This window comes from Nocardiopsis sp. B62, assembly GCF_018070675.1.
GTDB classification, from domain to species: domain Bacteria; phylum Actinomycetota; class Actinomycetes; order Streptosporangiales; family Streptosporangiaceae; genus Nocardiopsis; species Nocardiopsis prasina.
The window spans coordinates 172,305-195,426 of record NZ_JAGPXK010000001.1 but is presented as its reverse complement, the minus strand read 5'-3'; the positions used below and the strand labels follow the sequence as shown (position 1 = coordinate 195,426).

Below are 23,122 nucleotides of genomic sequence, written 5' to 3'. Positions count from 1 at the left end.
CCCGGTGTCGTGTCGGCGCACAGCGGACCCACCCAATCACGGCCCGGCCTGGAGCGGAGCTCTGTAGCCTTCCTCACTCACCCGATCCCTTGTAGCGAATATTTCCTATCGCCTAAGTTGATTTTCAGGTCAAGAGTTCCAGCGCGAAGTTCCGGCTCGCTGGACGGCAACCCTCCTGCACGGTGGGGTGCCCCGGAGACGACGACCCGGCTGCGTGAGGCGGCAAGCGTGCGACACCCACTACATCGTCGCCGACGGTCCCCCCTCGCAGGCCTACGACCCGCGGGTGCTGAGCTCGGTGTACGGGTTGGACGTGCGGGTGACCAGCGGCGAGGGTGGAGTGGTGGAGGTACGGCCGTCCGTGCTGGAGCCCTCCCCTGCCGGAGCGAACGGAACGGACGGGCCATGAGCGGTACACAGGACACCGGCGCACCGGCGCGCGACGACCTCGCCCGGAGCGCCGGGCACGGTGCGCACGAGCGCTACGACGCGGTCGTGGTGGGCGGCGGCCCCCGAGCCGTCGCGGTGGTGGTACGGCTCGCCGCCCGGCTGGGCGGGGGCGAGCGGCCCGTGCGTGTGGCCGTGGTCGACCGGGTGGAGGTCGGTCCTGGCGCCACCTGGCGCACCGACCAGTCGCCCCTGCTGCTAAACAACACCTACAGCGCGCACACCACGATCCACGCTGACGAGAGCACCCCCATGGACGGGCCCGTCGTGCCCGGCCCCGACCTGGTGCGGTGGGCCTCGGACGACCGTGTCCGGGCCGACCGCCCGGCGTGGGCGGCGCGGGAGATCGCGGAGCTGCGTCCCTGGACCTACCCCTCCCGGCGTCTCCAGGGCGTCTACTACGACGAGCAGCTGGCGGACGCGGTGGCGACCGGCCGGGTCGAACTGACCCCCGTCCTCGGCACGGCCGTGGACCTGGAGTCCGCCGGGAGCGGTTGGCGCACCGTGGTGCTGGAGGACGGCCGCAGGCTGGCGGCGCCCTCGGTGGTCCTGGCCCAGGGCATGGTGCAGACGCGTCGTTCGCCCCGGGTCCGGTCCCTGTCGACGTCAGCGGAGCGGCACGGACTGGTGTACGTGGAGCCGGGCATGCCCGCCGAACGTGACTGGGACCATGTGCCGGGCGGTGAGACCGTGCTGGTCACGGGGCTGGGCGCGAACTTCTTCGACGTGGTGGCGCTGCTGACACAGGGTCGGGGCGGACGCTTCGTCCCGGCCGGGGATCCCGCGCGTCCGGCCCGGCTGCGCTACCTGCCCGGCGGGGACGAACCGCTGCTGGTCGCGGGGTCGCGCCGCGGGCTCCCCTACCGCGCCAAGGCCGCCTACGCCGACGGTTTCCCACCACGCTACGAGCCGGTGCTGGCGACGCGGGAGTGGTTCGCGCGGGTGGCCACCGGGTCCTCGCAGGACTTCCGGACGGCGGTGTGGCCGCAGCTGGCCCGCGAGTTCGCCTGGGCCCATCTGTCGGTGCTGTTGGAGCACCGGCCGGAGGCCGTGCGCGATGGCCTGGGGCGCGGTGAGCTGCTGTCCGCGCTGGAGGAGGCCGACGCCGACGGCGTGGACGCGGTGGTGGCGGAGGCGGTGACCGACCCTCGGCTGCGTCTGTGGACGGGACGGCTGGACCGGCCCTCACCGTCGTCCCCCGGAGGGGCGGCGATGTCGGAGGCGAAGTGGCGTGCGGAGGTCGCGCGCTTCGCGGAGGAGGAACTGGAGACCATCGACGACCCCGAGAGGAGTCCGCGCAACGCCGTGAACCGGGCGATGGCGGCGCTGCGTGGGCCGGTGCAGCGCCTGGTGAAGCTCGGCGCGCTGGACGGCGTGAGTGTGGCGCGCGACGTCGCGGGCTGGTTCACGCCGCTGGGACTGGCCCTGGCGTCGGGGCCGCCTCCGCACCGGGCCGCCCAGGTGCTGGCGCTGATCGACGCGGGCGTGGTGGAACTCCTGGGCGAGGGCTCCTCCGTGGAGTTCGAGGACGGGCTGTTCGTCGGCCGCTCCACGTCGGTGCGGCGCGCACCCGTGCGGGCGCGGGCCTTCGTGGAGACGCGCATGTCCAAGGGGGTGGTCACCGACACCGACGATCCGCTCTTGCGGACACTGCTGGGTTCGGGGCGGGCGCGTCTGCACCGGTGGCCCGGCTCGGGCGGCGCCGCGGTCTCCAGCGGCACACTCGACGTGACCTCTGAGGGGTTCCACCTCGTCGGTGACGACGGCGCGGCGGACGAGCGCGTGACGGTGCTCGGCATCCCGGCCGGCGCCGTGCAGCCCGGGTCGGCCATCGGGGCCACGCCCGGTGTGCCCTCGCCGCTCCTGGCCGGGGCGGACGTGGCCGCCGCCGGGATCCTGGCCGCCCGTGCCTCCCTCGGAGCGGGCGAGGCGGTGGCGGCGCGGGGCTGACGCGAGGGGCCTTCGGTCCGGTTCGTCCGCGACCGAAGGCCCGACCTCACGCTCCCGGGGGCGGACCCAGGCCGCTGAGCGCCGCGAGCGTCATCGCCCGCACCCCCGTGGACAGGGTCGGCTCCACCGCCGGGGCGAAGTAGGGCGAGTGGTTGCCCGCCCCGGCGCTCTCGGGTGCGGGCGCGGTGCCCGGGGCGAGGGCCCCCAGACCCCAGAAGACCGACGGCGCCCCCGCGTCGGCCCCGAAGTGGCCCACGTCCTCGCTGCCGATCATGCGGTCCAGGGGCACCACCCGGTCCGTGCCCAGCACCTCGCCGAAGACGTCCTCGAGTGCCGCGGTGGAGGCGGGGTCGTTGACGGTGACAGGAAAGGCGCCCAGGCGTTGGTAGGTCGGAGGCACCGGTGCTCCGGAGACCGCCGCCTCGCCGTCCAGGACGCGGCGCGCGGCCGTCAGCACCCGGTCGAGCACGTCGCGGTCGAAGGCGCGCGCGTTGAGGGTGAGCACCGCCTCGTCGGGGATGACGTTCTCGGCGTGCCCGGCCCGCAGGCGCGCCACGGTCAGCACCGCCTGTTCCTCCGGGTCCAGTTCCCGCGCCACCACCCCTTGGAGGCGCATGACCGAGGCGGCCGCCATCACGACGGGGTCGACGGTGCGGTGCGGCTGCGAGCCGTGCCCGCCGCGGCCGGTCAGCGTCACTTCCAGGTTCTCGGTGGCGCCCAGCACCAGGCCGGGGCGCAGGGCGAGAACCCCTGCCGGGAGGGGGAACACGTGCTGGGCGAACACCGCGGACGGGGTGCCGAAACGGCGGTAGAGGTCGTCGTCGAGCATCGCCCGCGCCCCGGCCCCGTTCTCCTCCGAGGGCTGGAGGACGGCCATGACCGTCCCGCTCCAGTTCCCCCGCGCGGCGGCCAGGACGGAGGCCGCGCCGACCAGGCAGGTGACGTGCATGTCGTGCCCGCAGGCGTGCATGAGGGGGGTGCGGGGGTCGCCGGGGGCGCCCACACGCGAGGCGTAGGGCAGCCCCGTCAGCTCGCGGACCGGCAGGGCGTCCATGTCGGCGCGAATCAGCACCGTGGGACCGGGGCCCGAGCGGAGCACGCCCACCACGCCGGTTCCGCCCACGCCGGTGGTGACCTGGTAACCCGCGTCCGCCAGGGCGGCGGCGCCCACGGCGGCGGTCCGCTCCTCGCCGAAACCCGGTTCGGGGTGGGCGTGCAGGTCCCTGTACAGGTCGGCCAGCGCCGCGGGGTCGGTTCCGGGTGCACCCGAGCCGTAGCGGGAGAGCACGGCGCGGGCGCGCGCCCCCTCCACTGCGGTCACGGCAGCTCTCCCTCGCCACGGGCCGCGTCGTCCTCCACGGCCGCCACCGCGTCCAGCAGAGCGGCGCGGGCGCCCGTCAGCTCACGGTCCGTGGCCGGGACCGAGGGGAAGCCGTCCGGCAGCAGGTCCAGGGCCTCGCCGAGCACGCGCACGCGGCGCCCGTGCCGGGCGGGTGCGGGCAGGCGGAACAGGGCCGCGATCAGCCGGTCTGCGGTGGTCTCGTCATAGAGGGCGTCCCACCGGTCCCGTTCGGGACCAAGGACGTGGGCTCCGTTCGCGGGGGTTCCCGCGGCCCTCAACTCGACGGTGCCCTCGGGGTCCACGGCGGCCCTGGTGCCCTGGCCGGTCACCGCGACCCCGTAGTCGCGGGCCGCGGCGCCGGGGCTGACAACACCGCTCACGACGTCGCGCAGGACCTCGGACTCGGGTCGCTCGAAGGGGTCGCCGTAGCCTCCGGCACCCGAGGTGCGCAGCGTCACGGTGTCGCCCCGGCGCAGGGCCAGGACGTCGATCTTGCCCACCCGTCGCTCGACGCCCTCGGCGGAGGCGACGACCAGTTCGGCGGGTGCTCCGGCGCCGCCGCCCTCGCGTCCCCAGGGGCGGAAGCGGAGCCGTTCCAGTCCGCGGGCCAGCAGCCGCGAGTCGTCCCGGGTGACGCGGAAGGAAAGCTCCAGCCCGCTGCCGCCGCGCCAGCGTCCCGCACCGCCGGAGTCGGGGCGCAGACCGTAGCGGAGGATCTCCACACCGATCTCGGTCTCGACGGTCTCCACGGGGTTGTTGGACAGGTTGGAGATACCGCTGTCGCGCCCGTCCACGCCGTCGGCGCCCTCCCGAGCGCCGGTGCCGCCCACCATGGGTTCGAGGACCTGGACGTTCTGGCCCCCCGCGTGCCGCTCGGCGACCACGACCGGGACGACCAGGCCGCTGCTGGCCGCGGGCATGACTTCGGGCGCGGCCAGGGCCAGCGCCCCGCCGAGCGCGTCGTTGACCCGGGAGGCGGTGGCGTGGCGGATGCCGACGGCGGCCGGGTGGAGCGCGTTGACGACCGAGCCCTCGGGGGCGCTGACCCCGACCGGGGCGATGAGCCCGGCGTTGAGCGGGGCCCGCGGGTCCAGGGTGCAGATCAGTGCCAGGACCCGGGTGGTGATCCACGCGTGCGCGGTGCCGTGGCTGGCGATGTTGAAGGCCGCCTCGACCTGGGGGTCGGAGCCGGTGAAGTCCAGGTGCAGGCTGTCGGCGGAGACGGTCACCGCGACGCTCACTCGCACGGGGACCGGGGTGAGCGCGTCGTCGTCGAGGTAGTCGGTGAAGCGGTAGGTGCCCTCGCGCAGACGGGACAGGGCCGCGCGCGCCCGCCGGGCGGTGTACTCGACGAGGTCGCCGTGGGCGGCCAGGACGTCGGCGGACCCGTGTGTGTCCACGACCGCCGCCAGGCGTTCGCCGCCGGTGCGCAGCGCGGCCAGCATGGCCTGGAGGTCGCCCTCGTTGGCCTCCGGGGACCGGCTGTTGGCGGCCAGGAGCGCGGCCACGTCACGGGCGGGCTCTCCCGCACGGACCAGTTTGACCGGGGGGATCTGGAGTCCCTCCTGGTAGATCTCCTGGTTGGTGGGCGACAGACTGCTGGGCACACGGCCGCCGATGTCGGAGCAGTGGATGAACGCCCATCCGTAGCCGATGACCGCGCCGTCGTGGAAGTAGGGGCGGATGAGCTGGATGTCGGTGAGGTGCGTGGCCAGGCCGCCGGACCGGTAGGGGTCGTTGGTGACGATGACGTCGCCGTCCTCCAGCGGCCCGACCGCCTCGATGGCGGCGGTCAGGTCGAGGCCGACGAAGCCCGAGACGCCGATGCCGCGCGGGTAGGCGGAGAAGCGGCCGTCGGGGCCCGCGAGTGCGCAGCAGAAGTCGGCGGTCTCCTTGACGTACAGGGAACGGCTGGTGCGCTGGAGCGTCAGGCACATCTCCTCGGCGAGGGCCGTGAGCTTGTTGCCGATGATCTCCAGGGTGATCGGCGGGAGTTTCATGATCGGCTCCTCAGGCGCAGGTGACCGGACGGTTCGACCTGGGCCGACCATCCGGGTGGGACGAGGACGGTGCTGTCGTCCTGGACGATGACGGCCGGTCCGGCGAGGCTGTGGCCGGAGCCGAGGGCGGCGCGGTCGTGGACGGCGGCCCGCACGTCGCGGCCGTGCACGGTGACGGTGCGGTGGCCGCGTGGTTCGACCGCACCGGTCGCGGCCACGGCCCGGTCGCCTCCCGGGTCGGGGCGGGGGGCGACGACCGCGAGGCGGACGGTGCCCACGCGGATCGCGGCGCCGGTGTCGCGGAACCCGTAGAGGCGCTCGTGCTCGGTGTGCAGGGCCTCGGCCAGGACGGCGGCGTCCAGGTCGGAGAGGTCGTCCCCCTCGCCCAGGGCGACGCGCAGCTCGTGGGCCTGCCCCAGGTAGCTGAGGTCGGCGGAGGCCTCCAGCCGGACCGGTCCGGCCTCGTGGCCGCCCTGGTCGGCGAGCCAGGATCGGGCCCGCTCGGCGAGGTCGTCGAGGACGGAGCGGACCGCGACGGCGGACTCGGGGTCGAGGGGTCGGCGCAGACTCCGGGCGAAGTCGCGGCGCAGGTCCGCGCCGACCGCGCCGAGGGCGCACAGGGTGGCGGCCGAGGCGGGCACGAGGATGTCGGTGATGCCGACCTCCTCCGCGAGGAGGGCCGCGTGCGTGGGTCCGGCGCCGCCGTAGGGCACGAGCGTGAAGTCCGCGGGGTCCAGTCCCCGGCGGGCCAGGGTCTTGTGCAGTTCCACGGCCATCCCGGCGGTGGCGATGCGCAGGGCGCCGTCCGCGATGGCGCGGGCCGTCCGGTTCCCCTCGACGCCGTCGAGAGCGCGGGCGAGTTCGGCCAGGGCGGCCTCGGCGGAGTCCCGGTCCAGCGCCATGCGCCCGCCCAGGAACTCCTCGGGATCGATGACTCCGGTGACCAGGTAGCAGTCCGTGATGGTGGGGCGCAGGCCACCGCGACCGTAGGCGATGGGGCCGGGGTCGGCTCCGGCGCTGTCCGGTCCGGTCTTGAGCAGGCCGAAGTCGTCGACCCGCACCACGGAGCCGCCGCCCGCGCCGATCGCGCCGACCGCCACCACCGGCAGGATGAGCGGCATGCCCCCGATGGTGGTGTTGACGGCGAACTCGGGCGCGCCCCCGACGGTGACCGCGATGTCGCTGCTGGTTCCGCCCATGTCGAACGTCACGACGTCGGTGGTCCCGGCCGCCTGGGCCAGGCGGGCCGCCGCGGTCACCCCCGCCGCGGGGCCGGACAGCACCGTCTCGATGGGCCGCGCCCTGGCCGAGGCCAGGCTGAGCGAGCCGCCGTTGGAGGCGGTGATGAAGATCGGGGCGCGCACGTCCAGGTCGGCCAGGAGTTCCTCGAGCCGGTCGAAGTAACCGCTCATCAGGGGCTGGATGTAGGCGTTCATGCAGGCCACGAGTGTGCGTTCGTACTCGCGGACCTCGGGCCAGACCGCGGCGGAGGACACCAGCGGCACGTCGGGGGCCAGGGCGGCCAGGCGCGCGGTGAGGTCGGCCTCGTAGTCGGGCGCGGTGTGTCCGTGGAGCACCACCACCGCGGCGGCGTCGGCTCCGGTGGCGGAGAGTTCCTCGGCGGCGCGGGCGAGGTCGGCGTCGCCCGGGTCGCGCAGGACGCGCCCGTTCGCGTCCAGGCGGGCGTCCACCTCGATGACGCGTTCACGCGGGACGAGTGGTTCCTCCTTGGCGGCGTGCAGGTCGAAGGAGGACGGCATCCGGCTGCGACCGATCTCCAGGATGTCGCGGTGGCCCCGGGAGACGATCAGCGCGATGCGGGCCCCGCGCCGCTGGATGATGGCGTTGAGGCCGATGGTGGTCCCGTGCGCGATGTCCACGACGTCGGAGGGGGACAGCCCGGCGGCCGCGGTGGCCGCGCTCAGTCCGCGCGCCACCGCCAGGGCGGGGTCGGAGGGCGTGCTCGGCTCCTTGTGGTGGGCGGTGCCGCCGCCAGGGAGGGTCAGCACGACGTCGGTGAAGGTGCCGCCCACGTCGATGCCGACCCGGGGTCCCCGGGGTGGGTCGGTCCCCGCGCCGGTTCGGGTTCCGGTCGCCGCGTCGTCGTTCACACTGCCTCCGTGAGTCGGGTCATCCGGTCGACGACCACCATCACCGCGACGCTCGCGAGCATGAGCAGCGTGGAGACCGCGGCGACCGAGGGGTCGAGTTCAAACTTCACCGCCGAGAAGACGCGCACCGGGACGGTGGTGGTGTTGGCTCCCGAGATCAGGACCGACACCGCGACCTCCCCGAGCGAGGTGACCGCGGCGAACACCGCGCCGGCGAGGATTCCGGGGCGCAGGAGCGGCAGCGTCACGGTGAGGAAGACACGGACGGGTCCGGCCCCCAGGGTGGCGGCGGCGCGTTCCAGGGCGGGGTCCAGGCGTGCGGCGCTGATCATGATGGTGCGGACGGTGAAGGGGAGCGCGACCAGGGAGTGCGCCAGCCACAGCCCCGGAACGCTGTTGAGCAGTCCCAGCCCCTGGAAGTAGTAGAGGAGCCCCAGGGCGATGATGATCTCCGGGACCATGAGGGGCGCGAGCGCGGTGGCCTCCACGAGCCGCCGCCCGGGGAAGGTCCCGCGGGCGAGTCCGTAGGCGGCCAGCGTGCCCAGCACCGTGGTGGTCGCCACGACCATGAGCACCAGCAGTCCGCTGAGGCGGAACGAGACCGCCCAGTCCGGTGAGGACAGCACGGAGGCGTACCAGCGCAGGGACACGCCCTGCGGCGGGAACTGGAGTGAGGCGGTCGGGTTGAGCGAGCTGACGGCCAGCACGACCAGCGGGGCCGCCAGGAAGAACAGGATCAGTCCGACGGGCAGGCCGAGCGCGACCCGCCCCGCGATCCGGGCCGGGGAGCCGCGTCGGCGCGCGCGGGGCGCGGCGGTGGACTCAGCCATCGTGCCTCCTCTCCCAGAAGCGGAATCCGGCGCCCATGGCGGCGACGCACACCAGGGTCAGCGCCAACAGGGTCAGGCTGAGCGCGGCCGCGACGGGGTAGTCGTAGACGCTGGTGATCTGGCTGTAGACACGCAGTCCGGCCAGCGGCTGGTTGGCGCCGCCCACCAGGAGCGGGGTGATGTAGATGCCCATGGCCAGCGGGAAGACCACCATGCACGCGGCGGCCACGCCGGGCAGGCTCAGCGGCAGAGTGACCCGCGCGAAGGTTCGGGCGGCGCCCGCTCCCAGGCTCTGCGAGGCACGCCGCAGGTGGGGGTCGATACTGCCCAGGGCGGTGGTGAGCGGAATGATCGCGAAGGGCAGCAGCACGTGGGTCACCGAGACGACGACCGCCGTGTAGCTGGTGAGCAGGGGCAGCGGCTGGTCGGTGATCCCCGTTCCCACGAGGAGGCGGTTGACCGCGCCGTTGGCCGAGAGCAGCACCACCCAGCCGTAGCTGCGCACCACGACGCTGGTGAGCAGCGGAGAGAGGACGATGACGAACATCAGGGTGCGCGTCAACCCCGTGCGGGTCCGGGACAGGGCGTAGGCGACCGGGTAGCCGAGCACCAGGCACAGCGTGGTGACCAGGAACGAGGTCTGGAGGCTGCGCACGAGCGCCTGGGAGAAGAAGGTCTCGGTGAACACCCGCTCGTACTGGACGAGTGAGAACTCGGGGAGCGGGTTGCCGCTCCCGTCGACCGGATGCAGGCTCAACGACAGCACCCGTACCAGGGGCACCAGGAACACCAGGAGCAGGAACACCGCCACGGGCAGTACGAACCCCACACCGGACAGGCGTTCCCGGGTCGCCCTCATCAGGCGCCGCCCGTGTCGCGGAGCCGGATCACGCTCTCGGCGTCCCAGTGCGCGGTCACGCGCGCCCCCACGGCGGGGGGCTCGGTGTCGGTACGGGCTCCCAGGGACAGGGACTCCCCCACCCGCACCCGCGTCTCCCAGCCGTCGCCGAGGAAGGCCCGGTGGACCACCTCGCCGTAGGCGCCGCCGTGTCCGGCGGCCCCCAGGGGTCGCTCTCCCCCGGAGACACGGACGCGCTCCGGCCGAAGGGCCAGGGACACCTCGCCGGTGGGCGGCTCCGCCAGGCCGGTGCGGACCAGTGCCCCGTCGACGCGGACGCCCTCGGCCCCGCCGACGCCCTCGATGACGTTCGCGGCGCCCACGAACTCGGCCACGAAGCGGCTCACCGGGGCCGCGTAGACCTCCTGTGGTGTGCCCTCCTGCTCGACGCGCCCGCCGTTGAGGACCACGATGTGGTCCGACAGCGACATGGCCTCCTCCTGGTCGTGGGTCACGAACACCATGGTGATGCCGAGCCGCTGTTGGAGGGCCCGCAGGTCGACGCGCATCTCGCGGCGCAGCTGCGCGTCGAGGTTGGACAGCGGCTCGTCCAGAAGCAGGACGTCGGGCCGGGTGGCCAGTGCCCGGGCCACGGCCACCCGCTGCTGTTGACCGCCGGACAGCTGCCGGGGGCGGCGCCGCGCGAAGGCGGCCAGGCCCACCAGGTCCAGTGCCTCCGCCACGCGCCGGTCCCGCTCCGGACGCGGCGTACGGCGCGCCCGGAGACCGTAGGCGACGTTGTCGGCCACCGACATGTGCGGGAAGAGGGCGTAGTTCTGGAAGACCATGCCCAGGCCGCGGCGGTGCGGAGGCACCGCGGTGACGTCGCGGCCGTCGATCGTGATGGAGCCGCCGTCGGGCTCGACGAACCCGGCGAGGGCGTGCAGCAGGGTGGTCTTGCCGCAGCCGCTGGGCCCGAGGATGGACAGGAACCGGCCCCGGTGGAACGCCAACCGGTCGATGTCCAGGATCCGTGTCCCGCCGTAGGCCGTGGTGAGCGACTCGACGACGATGTGTTCGGCGTGGGGGTCGGTCACTGGAAGATCTCGTTCCATCGCTGCTGCCAGTCGTTGAGGTTGGGTGTGGCGGCGCCGTAGTCCACCCAGGTGAAGCCCTCGTAGACGTCGGTGCCGTAGCTGATGCGCTCGTCGAACTCGGCGGAGTGGTCGATGCCGGTGTTGCCGCCGCCGTAGAAGGTGCCCTCGGCGAACGGCTTCTGGTGTTCGGCGGAGGTCAGGTAGTCGAGGAACGCGTAGACGTTCTCGCGGTTCTGGGTGCCCTCGGCCACGTAGTAGGAGGTCAGGGCGCCCACAGCACCGGACTCGGGGTAGGTGAAGCCGATCGGCTGCCCCTCCTGCTCCATGGCGGTCGCGCGCCCGTCCCAGAACGGGACGATCCAGGCGTCGCCGTTCTGGAGCACGGTGCCGACGTTGCCGGCGTCGGAGGGGTAGGCGGACACGCAGTCCTGGAGCTCCTCCAGGCGTTCGAAGGCGCGGTCCACGGCCGCGGGGTCGGACAGGTCCCCGCCTTCGGAGGCCACCAGGCCGGAGAAGAACTGGAGGCCGATGTTGTAGGTCAGCGGGGGCAGGGCCACGTGGCCGCAGTACTGCTCGTCGAAGATGTCCTCCCAGTCCTGCGGGGGTTCCTCGACGAGGTCGGTGCGGTAGACCAGCCCGGCCGAGCCGGTGGTCAGGGGAGCCCCGTAGGAGGTACCGTCCACGGTGGACTGCTCCACCAGCACCGGGTCGAGTTCGGACCAGTGCGCCAGGGCGTCGGGGTCCAGGGGCTGGACGAGGTCGTTGGTGACGGCCTGGTGGAAGGTCTCCGAGGTGAGCGCGACCAGGTCGAAGGGGGGATTCTCGCCCCCGGCGGCACGCATCTGGGTGACCCACTCGCCGTCGGCGCCGGTGACCACGTTGACCTTGATCCCGGTCTCCTCCTCGAAGGGCTCGACGAAGGAGGAGGTGAAGAGTTCGCCCCAGGGACCGGCGAACGCGGTGACGGTGATCTCGCCGCCTCCGGAGCCGTCCTGGGCGGAGGTGTCGATCCCGCCGCAGGCGGTGGCACCGACAAGCAGCAGGGCGCCGCCCGCGGCGTGGAGAGGGAGTCCCAGTCCTCGGGGTACTCGCATCGTTCTTCCTTTCACCGTTTCGGGATCGAGGTACACGGCGGGGCGAGTGGAGGAGGGACTCCTGCGCTTGCCGTCGGAGCGCCGATGCTCCGAGGACCGTGTCCTCACCCGGGGCACCCCACCGCAGCGGAGGGTTGCCGTCCAGCCAGCCGGGGCTTGTCGCTGGAACTCATGACCAGCAGGAACGTACCACGAAAACCACTTTTCCTACCAAAAAGGTTACAAGCACCACTTTTCCCAGGGGCACCACTGGCCCCAATCCGCGGCCTCCGGTAGCGGAACGGTTCGAACGGTGGTGGATGATGCTGGAGGCACGAAACCGTCGTACAGGAGAGCACTTTGGGCCAGAACGCGTACTTCGTCCGGGCCGGCACCGACCGATACCTGCCCACCGAACACGTCAGTGGCGCCTGGAACACGGCCGAACAGCACTTCAGCCCCCTGGGCGGGCTGATCGCCCACGTGATCGAGTCCCACTCCGCCGGGAGGGGACTGCTGCTCTCGCGGATCTCCTTCGACATCCTGGGCCGACTCCCGATGGTCGAGTGCCGCGTTGAGGTGGAGACCCTCCGCCCCGGGCGCACCATCGAACTGGTGGAGGCCCGCGTCTTCGCCGAGGACCGTATGGTGGTGCGGGCCCGGGCCTGGCTCCTGGCCCCGGGAGACACCAGCGAGGTCGCGGGCGGCGCCGCCGGTCCGCTGCCGGCCCCGGAGGGACTCAAGCAGCGCCAGATGAGCTCGCTCTGGCCTGGTGGCTACATCGCCTCGCTGGACGTGCGACCCGTCGGCGAACCCGGGCGAGGCCGTGGCACGGCCTGGCTCACGACCGGAGTGGAGCTGGTCCAAGGCGAACAGGCCGGTCCGGTGGCCTCCTACGTCGCCTTGGTGGACACCGCCAACGGCGTCGCCGTGCGACAGGCGCCGACGGAGTGGATGTTCCCGAACGTGGACCTGACCGTGCACCTGCACCGCCGACCGGAGGGCCCCTGGGTGGGGCTGGACACCCGGGTGGTGTTCGGGCCCGAGGGTCTGGGGCTGACCAGCACGGTGCTGCACGACCGGCTCGGCGAGGTCGGGACCGCCGAGCAGTGCCTCACGGTGCGCCCGCTGAGCTGAGGGAGCCCGTGTCGGCGAGCGCCTGTCGGCCGTCCGGGTGGCTAGGTGCAGGGCATGGCTCGACCACGCGGACTGGCCGGTTGGGAGATCGGCGAGCACATCCGTGAGTCGTTCATCCTGGTACCGGTGTCGGGCATGGTGCTCTTCGCCCACCGGACGCGTTCGGACGTCCGGGCCGTGCGGGGCACTCAGACGGGGTCGGGGGTGGACAGGCGGCGCAGGCGCAGGCCGATCAGCCCCGCGAGGGCGGTGAGGGTCAGGGCCAGCGTCACGGTGCCGTTCCAACCGACCGCGTCGTAGACCACTCCGCCGAGCCAGCCGAAAAGGCTGGCGCCCAGGTAGTAGGCGAGGGTGTAGACGGCCGCCGCCTGAGCACGCCCCGCGACCGCGTGCGAGCCCACCCAGGCGGAGGCCGTCGCGTGGGCGCAGAAGAACGCGAAGGTCAGCACGAGCAGAGCCACCAGCAGCAGGAGCACCGAGGTGGTGAAGAGCCCGCCCAGGCCGAGCAGGAGCATCAGGGTGGCCGTGGTCAGGACCCCGTACCTGCCCCAGCGCTGGGTGGCCGAGCCCGCCATGCCCGAGCCGAGCATCCCGGCCGTGTAGGACAGGAAGAGCAGGGACGCGACCGCCTGGGACAGGCCGAAGGGCTGGTCCGTGAGGCGGAAGCCGAGGACGTTGTACACGGCCATGAACGCGCCCATGAGCAGGAGCGCCTGGGCGTACATGGGGATCAGTCCCCGCGTGGTCAGGGCCGCCTTGAGGCGTCCCCCCAAGCGGTCGCCGGTGCCTGTGGGACGGGCGCGCGGACCGGACTGTCCGCGCGGCAGGACCAGGACGAACACCAGGAGGGCTGCCAGGCCGAGGAGGGTGTTCGCGGCGATCCCCCACTGCCAGCCGCCGTGTTCGGCGGCGAACCCGGCGAGCAGGCGGCCGCCCATACCGCCGAGCGGATTCCCTGCGATGTACAGGCCGGTGGCCCTCGGTGCGTCGCGCGGGTGGATCTCTTCGGCGAGGTAGGCCACGGCTGCCGCGGAGACCCCGCCGAGGGCGGCGCCCTGGAGGGTGCGCAGGAGCAGCAGCATCCAGATGTCGGTGGAGAAGGGCACGATGGCGCCCAGGATGGTGGCCAGCAGCAGGGAGAGCACGATGACGCGGGCGCGGCCGACGCGGTCGGCGACGCCGCTCCAGATCAGGGTGAACCCGGCCAGGCCTCCGGTGGACAACGAGACGGCGAGGGCGGTCTGCCCGGCGGAGGTGCCGAAGCCGTCGGCGATGGCGGGCAGGATCGGTTGGACCGACCACAGTTGGGCGAAGGTCGCCACGGCGGCCGCCACGAGGGCGATGACCGTGCGCCGGTAGGCGGCCGTGCCCGCGCGGGGGCGCGGGTCGAGGTTCGTGGGGGAACTGGTCACGGTCATGCTTCAACGCTAGGAAGGCCGCTTTCATACGTCCAATGCATGCTTTCACGTTGTTGCATACTGATGTGTATGGATGACCCGGATGTGGACGCGCTGACCCGGACCCTGGCGCCCCGTTTGCGGATGGTCGCGGCGGTCGCCCGGACCGAGCACATCACCCACGCGGCCGAGGCGCTGAACATGCCCCAGCCCACGCTGAGCAGGGCTTTGGCCCGCTTGCAGGAGGAGTTGGGGATCGCTCTGGTGGAGCGCACGGGGCGGGGCGTCCGGTTGACGCGCGCCGGTCGGTTGCTGTTGCCCCACGTGGAGCGAGCACTGGACGATCTGCGGCAGGGAGTGGCCGAACTCACGGGCGCCGAGGAGGGTCGGGTGGCGCTGACCTTCCTGCCCACGTTGGGGGTGGAAGTGGTGCCCGTGCTGTTGCGGGGGTTTCGCGCCGAGCATCCGGGCGTGCGGTTCACCCTGACCCAGGAGGCGTGGGCGGAGTCGTTGCGCCGGGTGGCCTCCGGCGGCGCGGACCTGGCGCTGACCTCACCGTTGCCGTCGGGTCCGGGGCTGGCCTCGGCGGTGCTGCACACGCAGTACCTGCGGTTGGTGGTGCCCGAGCACCATGTGTTGGCGGGTGCCGGGGACGTGTCCCTGGCCGACGTGCGCGACGAGTTCATCCTGCTCAAGCCGGGGCGCGGTGTGCGGCACCTGACGGACCGGCTCGGTGACCGGGCGGGGTTCACGCCCAGGGTGGCCTTCGAGGCCGACGACATCGCGACGGCCAGGGGGCTGGTGGCCGCGGGACTGGGAGTGTCCGTGCTGCCCGCGCGGCCGAAGGGGGCGTTGGGCGGGACCGTGGAGCTGGCGATCCGGGACGGGCAGGCCGAACGGCCGGTGGGGGTGGTCTGGCCCGAGGAGGGATCCGGCGGAGGGTACGAACCCCCTGCGGTGGCGTCGTTCCGCGACTACGTGCGGCGGGTGGGCCCGAGGGTCATCCCCGATCTCACGGGATGACGGCGCCGCCACCCCTGAAGGCACGGCGAAAACCCTTTGTGGGGGCGTCGTTCCGGGCCCAGGATGGGGCAGCATGAACGTGCACCGCGGCCCCGCCGAGGCCACCGCCCCGCCCGCCGCCCGTCCCGTCGCCCTGGTCACCGGGGTGGGCCGCACCGTGGGCATCGGCGCGGCCATCGCCCGGCGTCTGGCCGCCTCCGGCTGGGACGTGGCCCGCAGCCAGTGGACCCCCTACGACGACCGCATGCCCTGGGGTGTGGAGAGCGGCGCCACCGACACGGTCGACGCCGACCTCTCCGCGCTCGGGGCGGCCACGGTCGCGGTCGAGGCCGACCTCTCCGACCCCGAGACGCCCGCGCACGTCCTCGACGAAGTCGAACGACGACTGGGACCGGTACGAGCACTGGTGATGTGCCACTGCGAATCGGTGGACTCGGGACTGCTCGACACCACCGTGGAGAGCTTCGACCGCCACTTCGCGGTGAACGCCCGCGCCTCCTGGCTGCTGGTGCGCGAGTTCGGGCGGCGGTTTCGCGACGAGCACGGCAGTGGCCGGATCATCGCCCTGACCAGCGACCACGTGGTGCACAACCTCCCCTACGGGGCGAGCAAGGGCGCTTTGGACCGGATCGTGCTGGCCTCGGCGCGCGAACTCGCCTCCCTCGGGGTGACGGCCAACGTGGTCAATCCGGGACCGGTGGACACCGGGTGGATGCCCGACCGGGTGCGCGAGGAGTGCGCCGCCCACACCCCGTTGGGGCGCCTTGGCACCCCGCGCGACACCGCGCACCTGGTCGACTTCCTGTGTTCACCGCAGGGCGGCTGGGTCAACGGCCAGCTCCTGCACAGCGACGGCGGGATCTCGGCCTAGAACGGGTGGCGGGCGGGATCGGCCCGCATGGTGATCCACTGGGTCTCGGTGAAGGCCTCCAGATTGGCTCTGGTACCGCCGAAGCGCGCTCCCGTGCCGGAGAACCCGACCCCGCCGAAGGGCGCCACCGCCTCGTCGTCGACGGTCTGGTCGTTGATGTGCACGATCCCGCTGGGGATGCGGTCGGCGATCTCCATGCCGCGCATCGGGTTGGTGGTGACCACCCCCAGGGACAGGCCGTACTCGGTGGCGTTGGCCAGTCCCACCAGTTCGTCCACCGTGGAAAAGCGCACCACCGGGGCGACCGGGCCGAACACCTCCTCCGCGTAGGCGGGGGTGTCCGGACCCACCCGGTCCAGGACGGTGGGCCGGTAGTACAGGTCCTGGTAGGTGCCGCCCGCACGCAGTCGGGCCCCGGCCTCGACGCTGCCGGTGACCAGGTGGTGGATCCTGTCGCGCTGGGCGGAGTCGATCACGGGTCCCAACGCCGCGCCGTCCACCTCGGTACTGCCCACGACCAGGGCGTCGGCCCTGGCCGCGAGACGCTCCACGTAGGCCTCGGCGATCGACTCGTGCACCAGGTGGCGGCCGGTGGTCATGCAGATCTGCCCCTGGTGCAGGAAGGACCCCCACGCGCCGATGGACGCGGCCTGCTCCACGTCGGCGTCGTCGAGGACGACCAGCGGGGAGTTGCCGCCCAGTTCCAGGTGGACGCGCTTGAGGTGGCGGGCCGCCGCCTCGCCCACTCTGCGTCCGGCCGGAGTGGAGCCGGTGAAGGAGATGACGCGCACGTGGGGGTCGGCGACCAGGGCCTCTCCGGCGCTGGCCCCGCCCGGCAGGACCTGGAACACGCCCTCGGGGACGCCCGCGCGGCGGAAGACCTCGGCCAGGACGGCACCGCCGCAGATCGCGGTGCGCGGGTCGGGTTTGAGGATGACGGCGTTGCCCAGGGCCAGTGCCGGGGCGACCGATCGGACACCCAGGATGAGCGGGACGTTGAAGGGGGCGATGACTCCGACCACGCCCGCGGGGACCTGGCGGGAGAAGCTGAAGCGGGGCTTGGCGGTGCGCAGGATCTCGCCGTGCGGTTGGGAGACCAGCGCGGCCGCCTCGAAGCACCACCCGAGGCGACGTGCACCTGGAACCCGGCCATCCCGGCGGCGGCCCCGCCCTCGCGGCGCAGCCAGCCGGTGATCTCCTCCTTGTGGGCCTCCAGCAGGTCACCCGCGCGGCGCAGGACGGCGGCGCGACGCTCGTAGGAGGTGGCGGCCCAGTCGGCCTGGGCTCGGGCGGCGCGCGCGGCGGCTTCCCGGACGTCATCCGCGTCGGCGAGGCCGGTGCGGCCCAGCACGGTGCCGGTGGAGGGTGAGACGACCTCGGCGTCCCCGCCCCTGGCCGGGGTCCACGCCCCGGTGAAGACGGCGGACGTGTGGTCCTCGGCGACGAGCAGGCTCATGGTGGTACTCCCTACGGATTTCGGGTTCGGGCGGCGGTGAGGTCGGGGGAGAGCTCGGAGTGCTCGGCTCGGTTGGGGCGGAACTCGTCGGGATCGCCCTGTTCGACGCCGGGGTGGATGGGGTCCACGACCGGGCCGGGGCGCATCGCGGCTCCAACTGCGAAGGGCACGACCTTCCGAGTTCGCTCGGATACCGAACATGTGTTCTGAAAGTGAACATAGGTGTTCCGCGTCACGGGGTCAATGCGCCCGCCACGCAGGGGGACACGGGAACAGCACGGGATCGGACGGCCACACCGGACCAGGGCCCCTTCGGAGCCCGGAACCTCCGATTCCCGCGCGCCTCTCCTCATGCGGAGCGGGAGACGGGGCGAGGGATACGGGCGGACGCGAGGGTGCGGAGGGCGAAGTGGGCGAAGGTGCTGGCGACGACACCCACCCCGACCACGAGCGCAGGGCAGGATAGGGTAGCCTAACCAAACAGCCACACGGCGGGGCGCTCCCCTGACGCGGACCCCGTGTGCGCGCAGCAGTGAGCACCATCCGATTGGACGTGGACCCGTGCGGCTACCCACCGCCCCGGACGGCCGACGAGGCTGTTCGGCCCTGGCCCGCTACACCGACGAGCAGATCGCGGGCACCGCCGGCCGTACCGGCGGATGGCTGTTGATCGAGCACGACGGACCCTGGCGCCACCCGGCCTTGGCCAGTGAGGGCCTGGACAGGGACGTCGTCTCGGAGCTCTCGCGACGCATCGCCGGGCGCGACGTCCGCCCCCAGCTCATCAAACGCCCCGGCGCCCGGGACCGCGCCCGTATCGGCCGCCCGCTGCGCGCCTACCTTGTCCACACCAGCCGCACCCACCCCTGGGTGCGCAGGGTGGACTTCCACGACCTCGCGGAGCTCCTGGCCATCGACGTCACCGCGGCCGAACGCCCCGAACCGCCCACGTTCGGCCGCCCCGTGGACCACACCCTCTACCTGGTCTGCACCCACGCCAAGAAGGATCCCTGCTGCGCGATGCTGGGCCGCCCGGTCGCCGCCGCCCTGGCCGGTGGGGAGGCCGAGGTCTGGGAGACCACCCACGTGGGCGGTGACCGCTTCGCCGCCAACCTCGTGGCCCTGCCCCAGGGTGTCTACTTCGGTCGGCTGACCCCGGAGGGGGCCCAGGACACGGTCGCCGCCTTCGAGCGCGGGCTGGTCCTGCCCGAGAACTACCGGGGCCGCTGCACCGACTCCTCCCCCGCTCAGGCCGCCGAGGCCGCGCTGCGCGCGCGTCTCGGATTCCCCGTGGGCGTCGACGCGCTCACCCACCTCACCGAGGAGGCGACCGAGACGGGCGCCCGGATCACCCTGGGCCACGACGGCGGCCTGTACTCGGTCGAGGTGGAGACCGAGGAGGGCACGGAGTGCCCCAGCACGTGCTCGGCGCTCTCCCCCACGCGTCCGGTCTTCCACCGGGTGCGCAACATCAGCGGGGAGCGCAGCGGCGCCCCGGTCTGAGCCGGGGCACGGGAGCCGGGGAACGAGAGCCGGGGACCGGCCCCGTGGCGCGGGACCGGTCCCCGGTCACGTCGGGATCCTCACCCCGAGCGCGCGATGGCGATGGTCGCCCCGAGGCGGTGCCCCGCCTCGTAGAACATGTACTCCCTGCCGCCGTCGATCGCGTAGGAGGGTGCGGCCGAGCGCCCCGAGTCCGGCGGACCGGACAGCGGGGTGTGCACCACGCCCATGTGGCGGCGCGTCCCGAAGTCCCGGCCCACCTCCGTCATCCGGATGTCGCCCCGGTCGGTGTGGTAGACGACGTAGGTGCTGCCGCCCCTGATGACCAGGTGCGGGCCGGACAGGTTGGCAAGCCCGACGTCGGCGTGGCTGACCAGCGGTTCGGGGTCGAAGTCGAACGTGATGCCGTCCGCCGACCACCCCCAGCCGATGGACCGGTTGTCCCCGGTGCTGTTGCGCATGAACACCATGACGTAGCGCGCGCCCCGGTCGGGCAGGGGGTGGTCGAAGACGCGCGCGTAGGAGGCCTCGGTGGTGCCCGGGACCATGCTCGTGGTCAGGACCTCGCCCTCGTAGGAGAAGTTCACGCCGTCGCTCGAACGGGCCAGGCGGGTGGTGTGGTTCTCCCCGTGGAAGTACAGCCACATCTCCCGGTGTTCGGCGTTCCACAGCGCGTGGGGTGAGGACACGTGGCTGACCCTGTAGTGCGGCTCCCACACGTTGGAGACGATCGGGTTGCCCGGGTGTTCGGTGAAGGGGCCCTCCAGGTCGTCGCCGTAGGCGAGGCAGAGGCCGCCGGGGTTCTCGTGCGGGGCGTAGTAGAGCAGGAAGCGGCCGGGGGCGTCGGGCAGACGTCCGCCGGTCCCCCGGACGCAGGGGAAGATCAGCTCACCGGTCGGGTTGTAGGCCAGCGACGAGGTGTCGAGCGCCTCGCGCAGGAACGTGAACGGGGGCAGGACGTCGGCGGCGGTGGTCGAAGCGTGGGCCGTGGCCACCGGGACCGCCCCCGTGGCGAGGAGGGCGGCGGCGCCGGTCCCGAGCAGCGCCGTGCGGCGGTCGACGCGGCCACTGGCGGACGACGGGCGTGGCGGGGGCTGGTTCTCAGGGTTCGCGCGGGCGTCGGGCATGACGGATCCCTTCCGGAGCGGGGGTCGGGGGACGCGCTCCAGAGCCCCGAGTGTTCACCAGCGCCGATACGCCGGTCAAGGGCCTAATACGTATTAGTGAAACCCTGCGGTCACCTCCCGGAAATCGGCGTTCCTCCCCTTGACACCGAGCATGTGCCAGCTCACAGTCATGGACTAATGCGCATTAGCACGTCCCCTCGGAGGAGTGACAGGTGAACCATCCCAGGCCGACCGGACGGCGCAGACCCCGCCAGTCCGACATCGCCAGGCTGGCGGGTGTCTCCCAGGCCACCGTCTCCCTGGTCCTGCGCGGCACACCCGCCGGCATGGCCCTGGCCAGGCCCACACGGCAGAGCGTCCTGGACGCGGCCGAGGAGCTCGGGTACGTGCCCGACCCCGTCGCCACCCGGCTGGCCTCGGCCACCAACGCCATGCTCGGCCTGTACACCTTCAGCTCGACCTTCCCCACGGACGTGGCGCACTCCTACTACCCGATCCTGGTCGGGGTGGAGGAGGAGGCCGCAGCCCAGGGACAGGACCTGATCCTGTTCACCGGGTCGGCCCGTGCCGCCGAGCGGGCCGACGACCCCGCCGCCGTCCGTCGCGTCCGGGTGGCCGACGGCTGTCTGTTCTTCGGTCGGCACGTGCCGGAGGAACCCGTTCGGCGACTGGTCGAGGACGGATTCCCCTTCGTCTACATCGGCCGCCGCGACGAACCCGGCGTGCCCTACGTCGGGGCGGACTACGTGTCGGCCTCGGCCGGGGTGGTGGCCCGGCTCGCGGCCCTGGGCCACCACACCCTGCGCTACCTGCGCGAACACGACCAGGCCCCGGCGTCGACGGACCGCGAGGAGGGGGTCCTGAAGGGGGCCCGGGAGGCGGGGCTGGACACCGCCGACCTGGTGGTGCGCACTGACGGCAGCGACCTGGACACCCTGCTGCGGGAATGGCGCGCGGCGGGCGTCACCGCGGTGGTGGTCGAGCAGACCGACACCGGGGCCGCCCTGGACGGGCTGGGCGCCGCCGTCGACCGCGCGGGACTGCGCTGCCCCGAGGACCTCTCCCTGGCCCTGCTCGGCGCGCCCACCGGAACCCGGGGCACGGCCCCGGGAGGAGGTGCGGACTTCGGTGGCTTCGTCGTACCGATGCGCGCGATGGGACGTGACGCGGTCCGCCTGCTCCTGCGCCTGATCGAGGGTGACCGCTCCGGGCCCACCCGGCGACTCCTGCCCTGCGAACCGGTCGAGGGCGCCACCCTCGCCCGGCCCCCGATGACCCACCCCCGAAAGGACTGACATGACCCGCAGCAGTACCGAGATCCTCGTGGTCGGCGCCGGACTGGGCGGGGTCGCCGCGGCCCTGGCCGCCGCCGACTCCGGCCGCCGCGTGGTGCTCACCGAGCCGACCGACTGGATCGGCGGCCAGCTCACCTCCCAGGCCGTGCCCCCCGACGAGCACCCGTGGATCGAGCGGTTCGGGTGCACGGCCTCCTACCGACGCCTGCGGGAGGGGATCCGCGACCACTACCGGCGCGTGTACCCCCTGCGCGCGGAGGCCGCAGCCGAACGCGATCTGAACCCCGGCGCGGGCCGGGTGAGCAAGCTCTGCCACGAGCCCCGCGTGGCCCTGGCCGTACTTGAGGAGATGCTGGCCCCACACCGCTCAGCGGGGCGCGTCACCGTCCTGCTCCGCCACCGCCCGGTGGAGGTCAGTGCTGACGGCGACCACGTCCGGTCGGTGGTCCTGGAGGACCACGAGGGCGGGCGGCACACCGTCGAGGCCGCCTACGTCCTGGACGCCACCGAGGACGGGGACCTGCTGCCGATGGCCGGGATCGCGCACGTCACCGGGGCCGAGGCCCGCTCGGAGCACGGCGAGCCGCACGCACCCGAGACCGCCGATCCCGCCAACCTCCAGGGCATCACCTACTGCTTCGCGGTGTCGCACCACGAGGGTGAGGACCACACCATCAAGCGCCCGGCCATGTACGACTTCTGGCGCTCCTACCGGCCGGACTTCTGGCCCGGGCCGCTGGTGGGCTTCTCCGCGCCCGACCCCCGCACCCTGGAACCGGTCGCCCGGACCTTCGTACCCAACCCGGGGACGGATCCGCTCGCGATCGACGCCGACCAGAGCGCCGACGCCGGGGACAAGGAACTGTGGGGGTTCCGCAGGATCCTGGCCCGGGGGCTGCACACGCCCGGCGCCTTCGAATCCGACATCACCCTGGCCAACTGGCCGCTGAACGACTACTGGCTCCTGCCCGCCCTGGAGATCGAGGGGGTGGTGGACGCCGACACCGTGCGCCGGGCCCACGAGGAGGCCCGCCAGCTCTCGCTGTCGGTCCTGTACTGGCTCCAGACGGAGGCTCCCCGGGCGGACGGTGGCACCGGCTTCCCCGGGCTCCGACCCCGCCCCGACGTCACCGGCGCGCCGCACGGACTGGCCAAGGCGGCCTACGTGCGCGAGTCCCGGCGGATCAGGGCCGTCACCACGGTCACCGAGCACGACGTCTCCCTGGACCTGCGCGGACCGCACGGCATCGTGCGGCGCCACGACTCGGTGGGGGTGGGCAGCTACCGCATCGACCTGCATCCCTCCACGGGCGGCGACAACTACGTGGACATCGCCAGCGTGCCCTTCGAGATCCCCATGGGAGCGCTCCTGACCGAACGCGCGACCAACCTCCTGCCCGCCGCCAAGAACATCGGCACCACCCACATCACCAACGGCTGCTTCCGTCTGCACCCCGTGGAGTGGAACGTCGGCGAGGTGGCCGGGCGCCTGGCCGCCTTCGCCCTGGACCACGACACCACGCCGCACGCCGTGCACGACAAGACCGACCTCCTCCGGGACTTCACCGCGCTGCTGGACCGCACCGGCGTGGAGCGCAGCTGGCCCGACGTCCGCGGCTACTGAC

18 protein-coding genes, 1 pseudogene and 2 riboswitches are annotated in these 23,122 nt (G+C 73.0%); of the genes and pseudogenes, 8 read left to right on the top strand and 11 right to left on the bottom strand.

Annotated features, from left to right (window positions below; all coding sequences use genetic code 11):
* Positions 1-127: 127 nt before the first annotated feature.
* Positions 128-235: riboswitch (SAM riboswitch) on the top strand.
* Together KBX21_RS00835 and KBX21_RS00830 are read left to right on the top strand one after the other, a co-directional pair.
* Positions 215-409: a hypothetical protein gene (locus tag KBX21_RS00835; RefSeq protein ID WP_210840677.1), complete on the top strand. Its 195-nt coding sequence runs from the start codon at positions 215-217 to the stop codon at positions 407-409. (Overlaps the previous riboswitch by 21 nt.)
* Positions 406-2,397, top strand: coding sequence for an FAD/NAD(P)-binding protein (locus KBX21_RS00830; RefSeq protein WP_210840676.1), 1,992 nt, complete (start codon positions 406-408; stop codon positions 2,395-2,397). Before KBX21_RS00835 ends, KBX21_RS00830 begins: the two co-directional genes overlap by 4 nt.
* 46 nt (positions 2,398-2,443) lie before the next feature.
* Here KBX21_RS00830 and KBX21_RS00825 read toward each other — a convergent pair whose 3' ends face one another.
* Genes KBX21_RS00825 through KBX21_RS00795 form a run of 7 tightly spaced genes read right to left on the bottom strand, consistent with a single transcriptional unit; the run spans position 2,444 to position 11,709 of the window.
* Positions 2,444-3,718: an amidohydrolase gene (locus KBX21_RS00825; protein WP_199776555.1), complete on the bottom strand. Its 1,275-nt coding sequence runs from the start codon at positions 3,716-3,718 to the stop codon at positions 2,444-2,446.
* Complete coding sequence (locus KBX21_RS00820) at positions 3,715-5,739, bottom strand: hydantoinase B/oxoprolinase family protein (RefSeq protein WP_210840675.1); 2,025 nt, start codon at positions 5,737-5,739, stop codon at positions 3,715-3,717. Before KBX21_RS00820 ends, KBX21_RS00825 begins: the two co-directional genes overlap by 4 nt.
* A complete protein-coding gene (locus KBX21_RS26400) occupies positions 5,736-7,850 on the bottom strand; it encodes a hydantoinase/oxoprolinase family protein (RefSeq protein WP_049571773.1) in 2,115 nt (704 codons plus the stop codon). The genes KBX21_RS00820 and KBX21_RS26400 overlap by 4 nt, the downstream gene beginning before the upstream one ends.
* The gene (locus KBX21_RS00810; protein ID WP_210840674.1) at positions 7,847-8,680 is read right to left on the bottom strand and encodes an ABC transporter permease; all 834 of its coding nucleotides are present in this window, start codon (positions 8,678-8,680) and stop codon (positions 7,847-7,849) included. Before KBX21_RS00810 ends, KBX21_RS26400 begins: the two co-directional genes overlap by 4 nt.
* Positions 8,673-9,539: an ABC transporter permease gene (locus KBX21_RS00805; protein ID WP_049571766.1), complete on the bottom strand. Its 867-nt coding sequence runs from the start codon at positions 9,537-9,539 to the stop codon at positions 8,673-8,675. The genes KBX21_RS00810 and KBX21_RS00805 overlap by 8 nt, the downstream gene beginning before the upstream one ends.
* Positions 9,539-10,615, bottom strand: a complete 1,077-nt coding sequence (locus KBX21_RS00800; RefSeq protein ID WP_210840673.1) for an ABC transporter ATP-binding protein — start codon at positions 10,613-10,615, stop codon at positions 9,539-9,541. The genes KBX21_RS00805 and KBX21_RS00800 overlap by 1 nt, the downstream gene beginning before the upstream one ends.
* Positions 10,612-11,709 carry a PotD/PotF family extracellular solute-binding protein gene (locus KBX21_RS00795; RefSeq protein ID WP_049571759.1) on the bottom strand — a complete coding sequence of 366 codons (1,098 nt, stop codon included), beginning with the start codon at positions 11,707-11,709 and terminating at the stop codon, positions 10,612-10,614. Before KBX21_RS00795 ends, KBX21_RS00800 begins: the two co-directional genes overlap by 4 nt.
* A gap of 58 nt (positions 11,710-11,767) precedes the next feature.
* A riboswitch (SAM riboswitch) is annotated at positions 11,768-11,886 on the bottom strand.
* Positions 11,887-12,048: 162 nt separating this feature from the next.
* On the opposite strand from KBX21_RS00795, the gene KBX21_RS00790 reads away from it, so the two are divergent.
* Positions 12,049-12,825, top strand: coding sequence for a thioesterase family protein (locus KBX21_RS00790; RefSeq protein ID WP_210840672.1), 777 nt, complete (start codon positions 12,049-12,051; stop codon positions 12,823-12,825).
* Between the two features lie 188 nt (positions 12,826-13,013).
* Here KBX21_RS00790 and KBX21_RS00785 read toward each other — a convergent pair whose 3' ends face one another.
* On the bottom strand, positions 13,014-14,243 hold the full coding sequence (locus KBX21_RS00785; protein WP_210840671.1) for an MFS transporter: 1,230 nt from the start codon (positions 14,241-14,243) through the stop codon (positions 13,014-13,016).
* Positions 14,244-14,312: 69 nt separating this feature from the next.
* Here KBX21_RS00785 and KBX21_RS00780 point away from each other — a divergent pair, with 69 nt between their 5' ends.
* Together KBX21_RS00780 and KBX21_RS00775 are read left to right on the top strand one after the other, a co-directional pair.
* On the top strand, positions 14,313-15,245 hold the full coding sequence (locus KBX21_RS00780) for a LysR family transcriptional regulator (protein ID WP_210840670.1): 933 nt from the start codon (positions 14,313-14,315) through the stop codon (positions 15,243-15,245).
* A 73-nt stretch (positions 15,246-15,318) separates the two neighbouring features.
* Positions 15,319-16,116, top strand: a complete 798-nt coding sequence (locus KBX21_RS00775; protein ID WP_210840669.1) for an SDR family oxidoreductase — start codon at positions 15,319-15,321, stop codon at positions 16,114-16,116.
* On the opposite strand, the pseudogene KBX21_RS00770 reads toward KBX21_RS00775, so the two are convergent.
* A pseudogene (locus KBX21_RS00770) lies at positions 16,113-17,572 on the bottom strand (aldehyde dehydrogenase family protein). The gene KBX21_RS00775 and the pseudogene KBX21_RS00770 sit on opposite strands and share 4 nt — an antisense overlap.
* 11 nt (positions 17,573-17,583) lie before the next feature.
* Positions 17,584-17,742 carry a hypothetical protein gene (locus tag KBX21_RS00765; RefSeq protein ID WP_210840668.1) on the bottom strand — a complete coding sequence of 53 codons (159 nt, stop codon included), beginning with the start codon at positions 17,740-17,742 and terminating at the stop codon, positions 17,584-17,586.
* Between the two features lie 391 nt (positions 17,743-18,133).
* Here KBX21_RS00765 and KBX21_RS00760 point away from each other — a divergent pair, with 391 nt between their 5' ends.
* Positions 18,134-19,075 carry a sucrase ferredoxin gene (locus KBX21_RS00760; RefSeq protein WP_210840667.1) on the top strand — a complete coding sequence of 314 codons (942 nt, stop codon included), beginning with the start codon at positions 18,134-18,136 and terminating at the stop codon, positions 19,073-19,075.
* Between the two features lie 80 nt (positions 19,076-19,155).
* On the opposite strand, the gene KBX21_RS00755 is transcribed toward KBX21_RS00760, so the two are convergent.
* A complete protein-coding gene (locus KBX21_RS00755; RefSeq protein WP_210840666.1) occupies positions 19,156-20,202 on the bottom strand; it encodes a hypothetical protein in 1,047 nt (348 codons plus the stop codon).
* 212 nt (positions 20,203-20,414) lie between these two features.
* Here KBX21_RS00755 and KBX21_RS00750 point away from each other — a divergent pair, with 212 nt between their 5' ends.
* Both KBX21_RS00750 and KBX21_RS00745 read left to right on the top strand, forming a co-directional pair.
* Complete coding sequence (locus KBX21_RS00750) at positions 20,415-21,497, top strand: LacI family DNA-binding transcriptional regulator (RefSeq protein WP_210840665.1); 1,083 nt, start codon at positions 20,415-20,417, stop codon at positions 21,495-21,497.
* Between the two features lies 1 nt (position 21,498).
* Complete coding sequence (locus tag KBX21_RS00745) at positions 21,499-23,121, top strand: FAD-dependent oxidoreductase (protein ID WP_210840664.1); 1,623 nt, start codon at positions 21,499-21,501, stop codon at positions 23,119-23,121.
* Position 23,122: the final 1 nt, after the last annotated feature.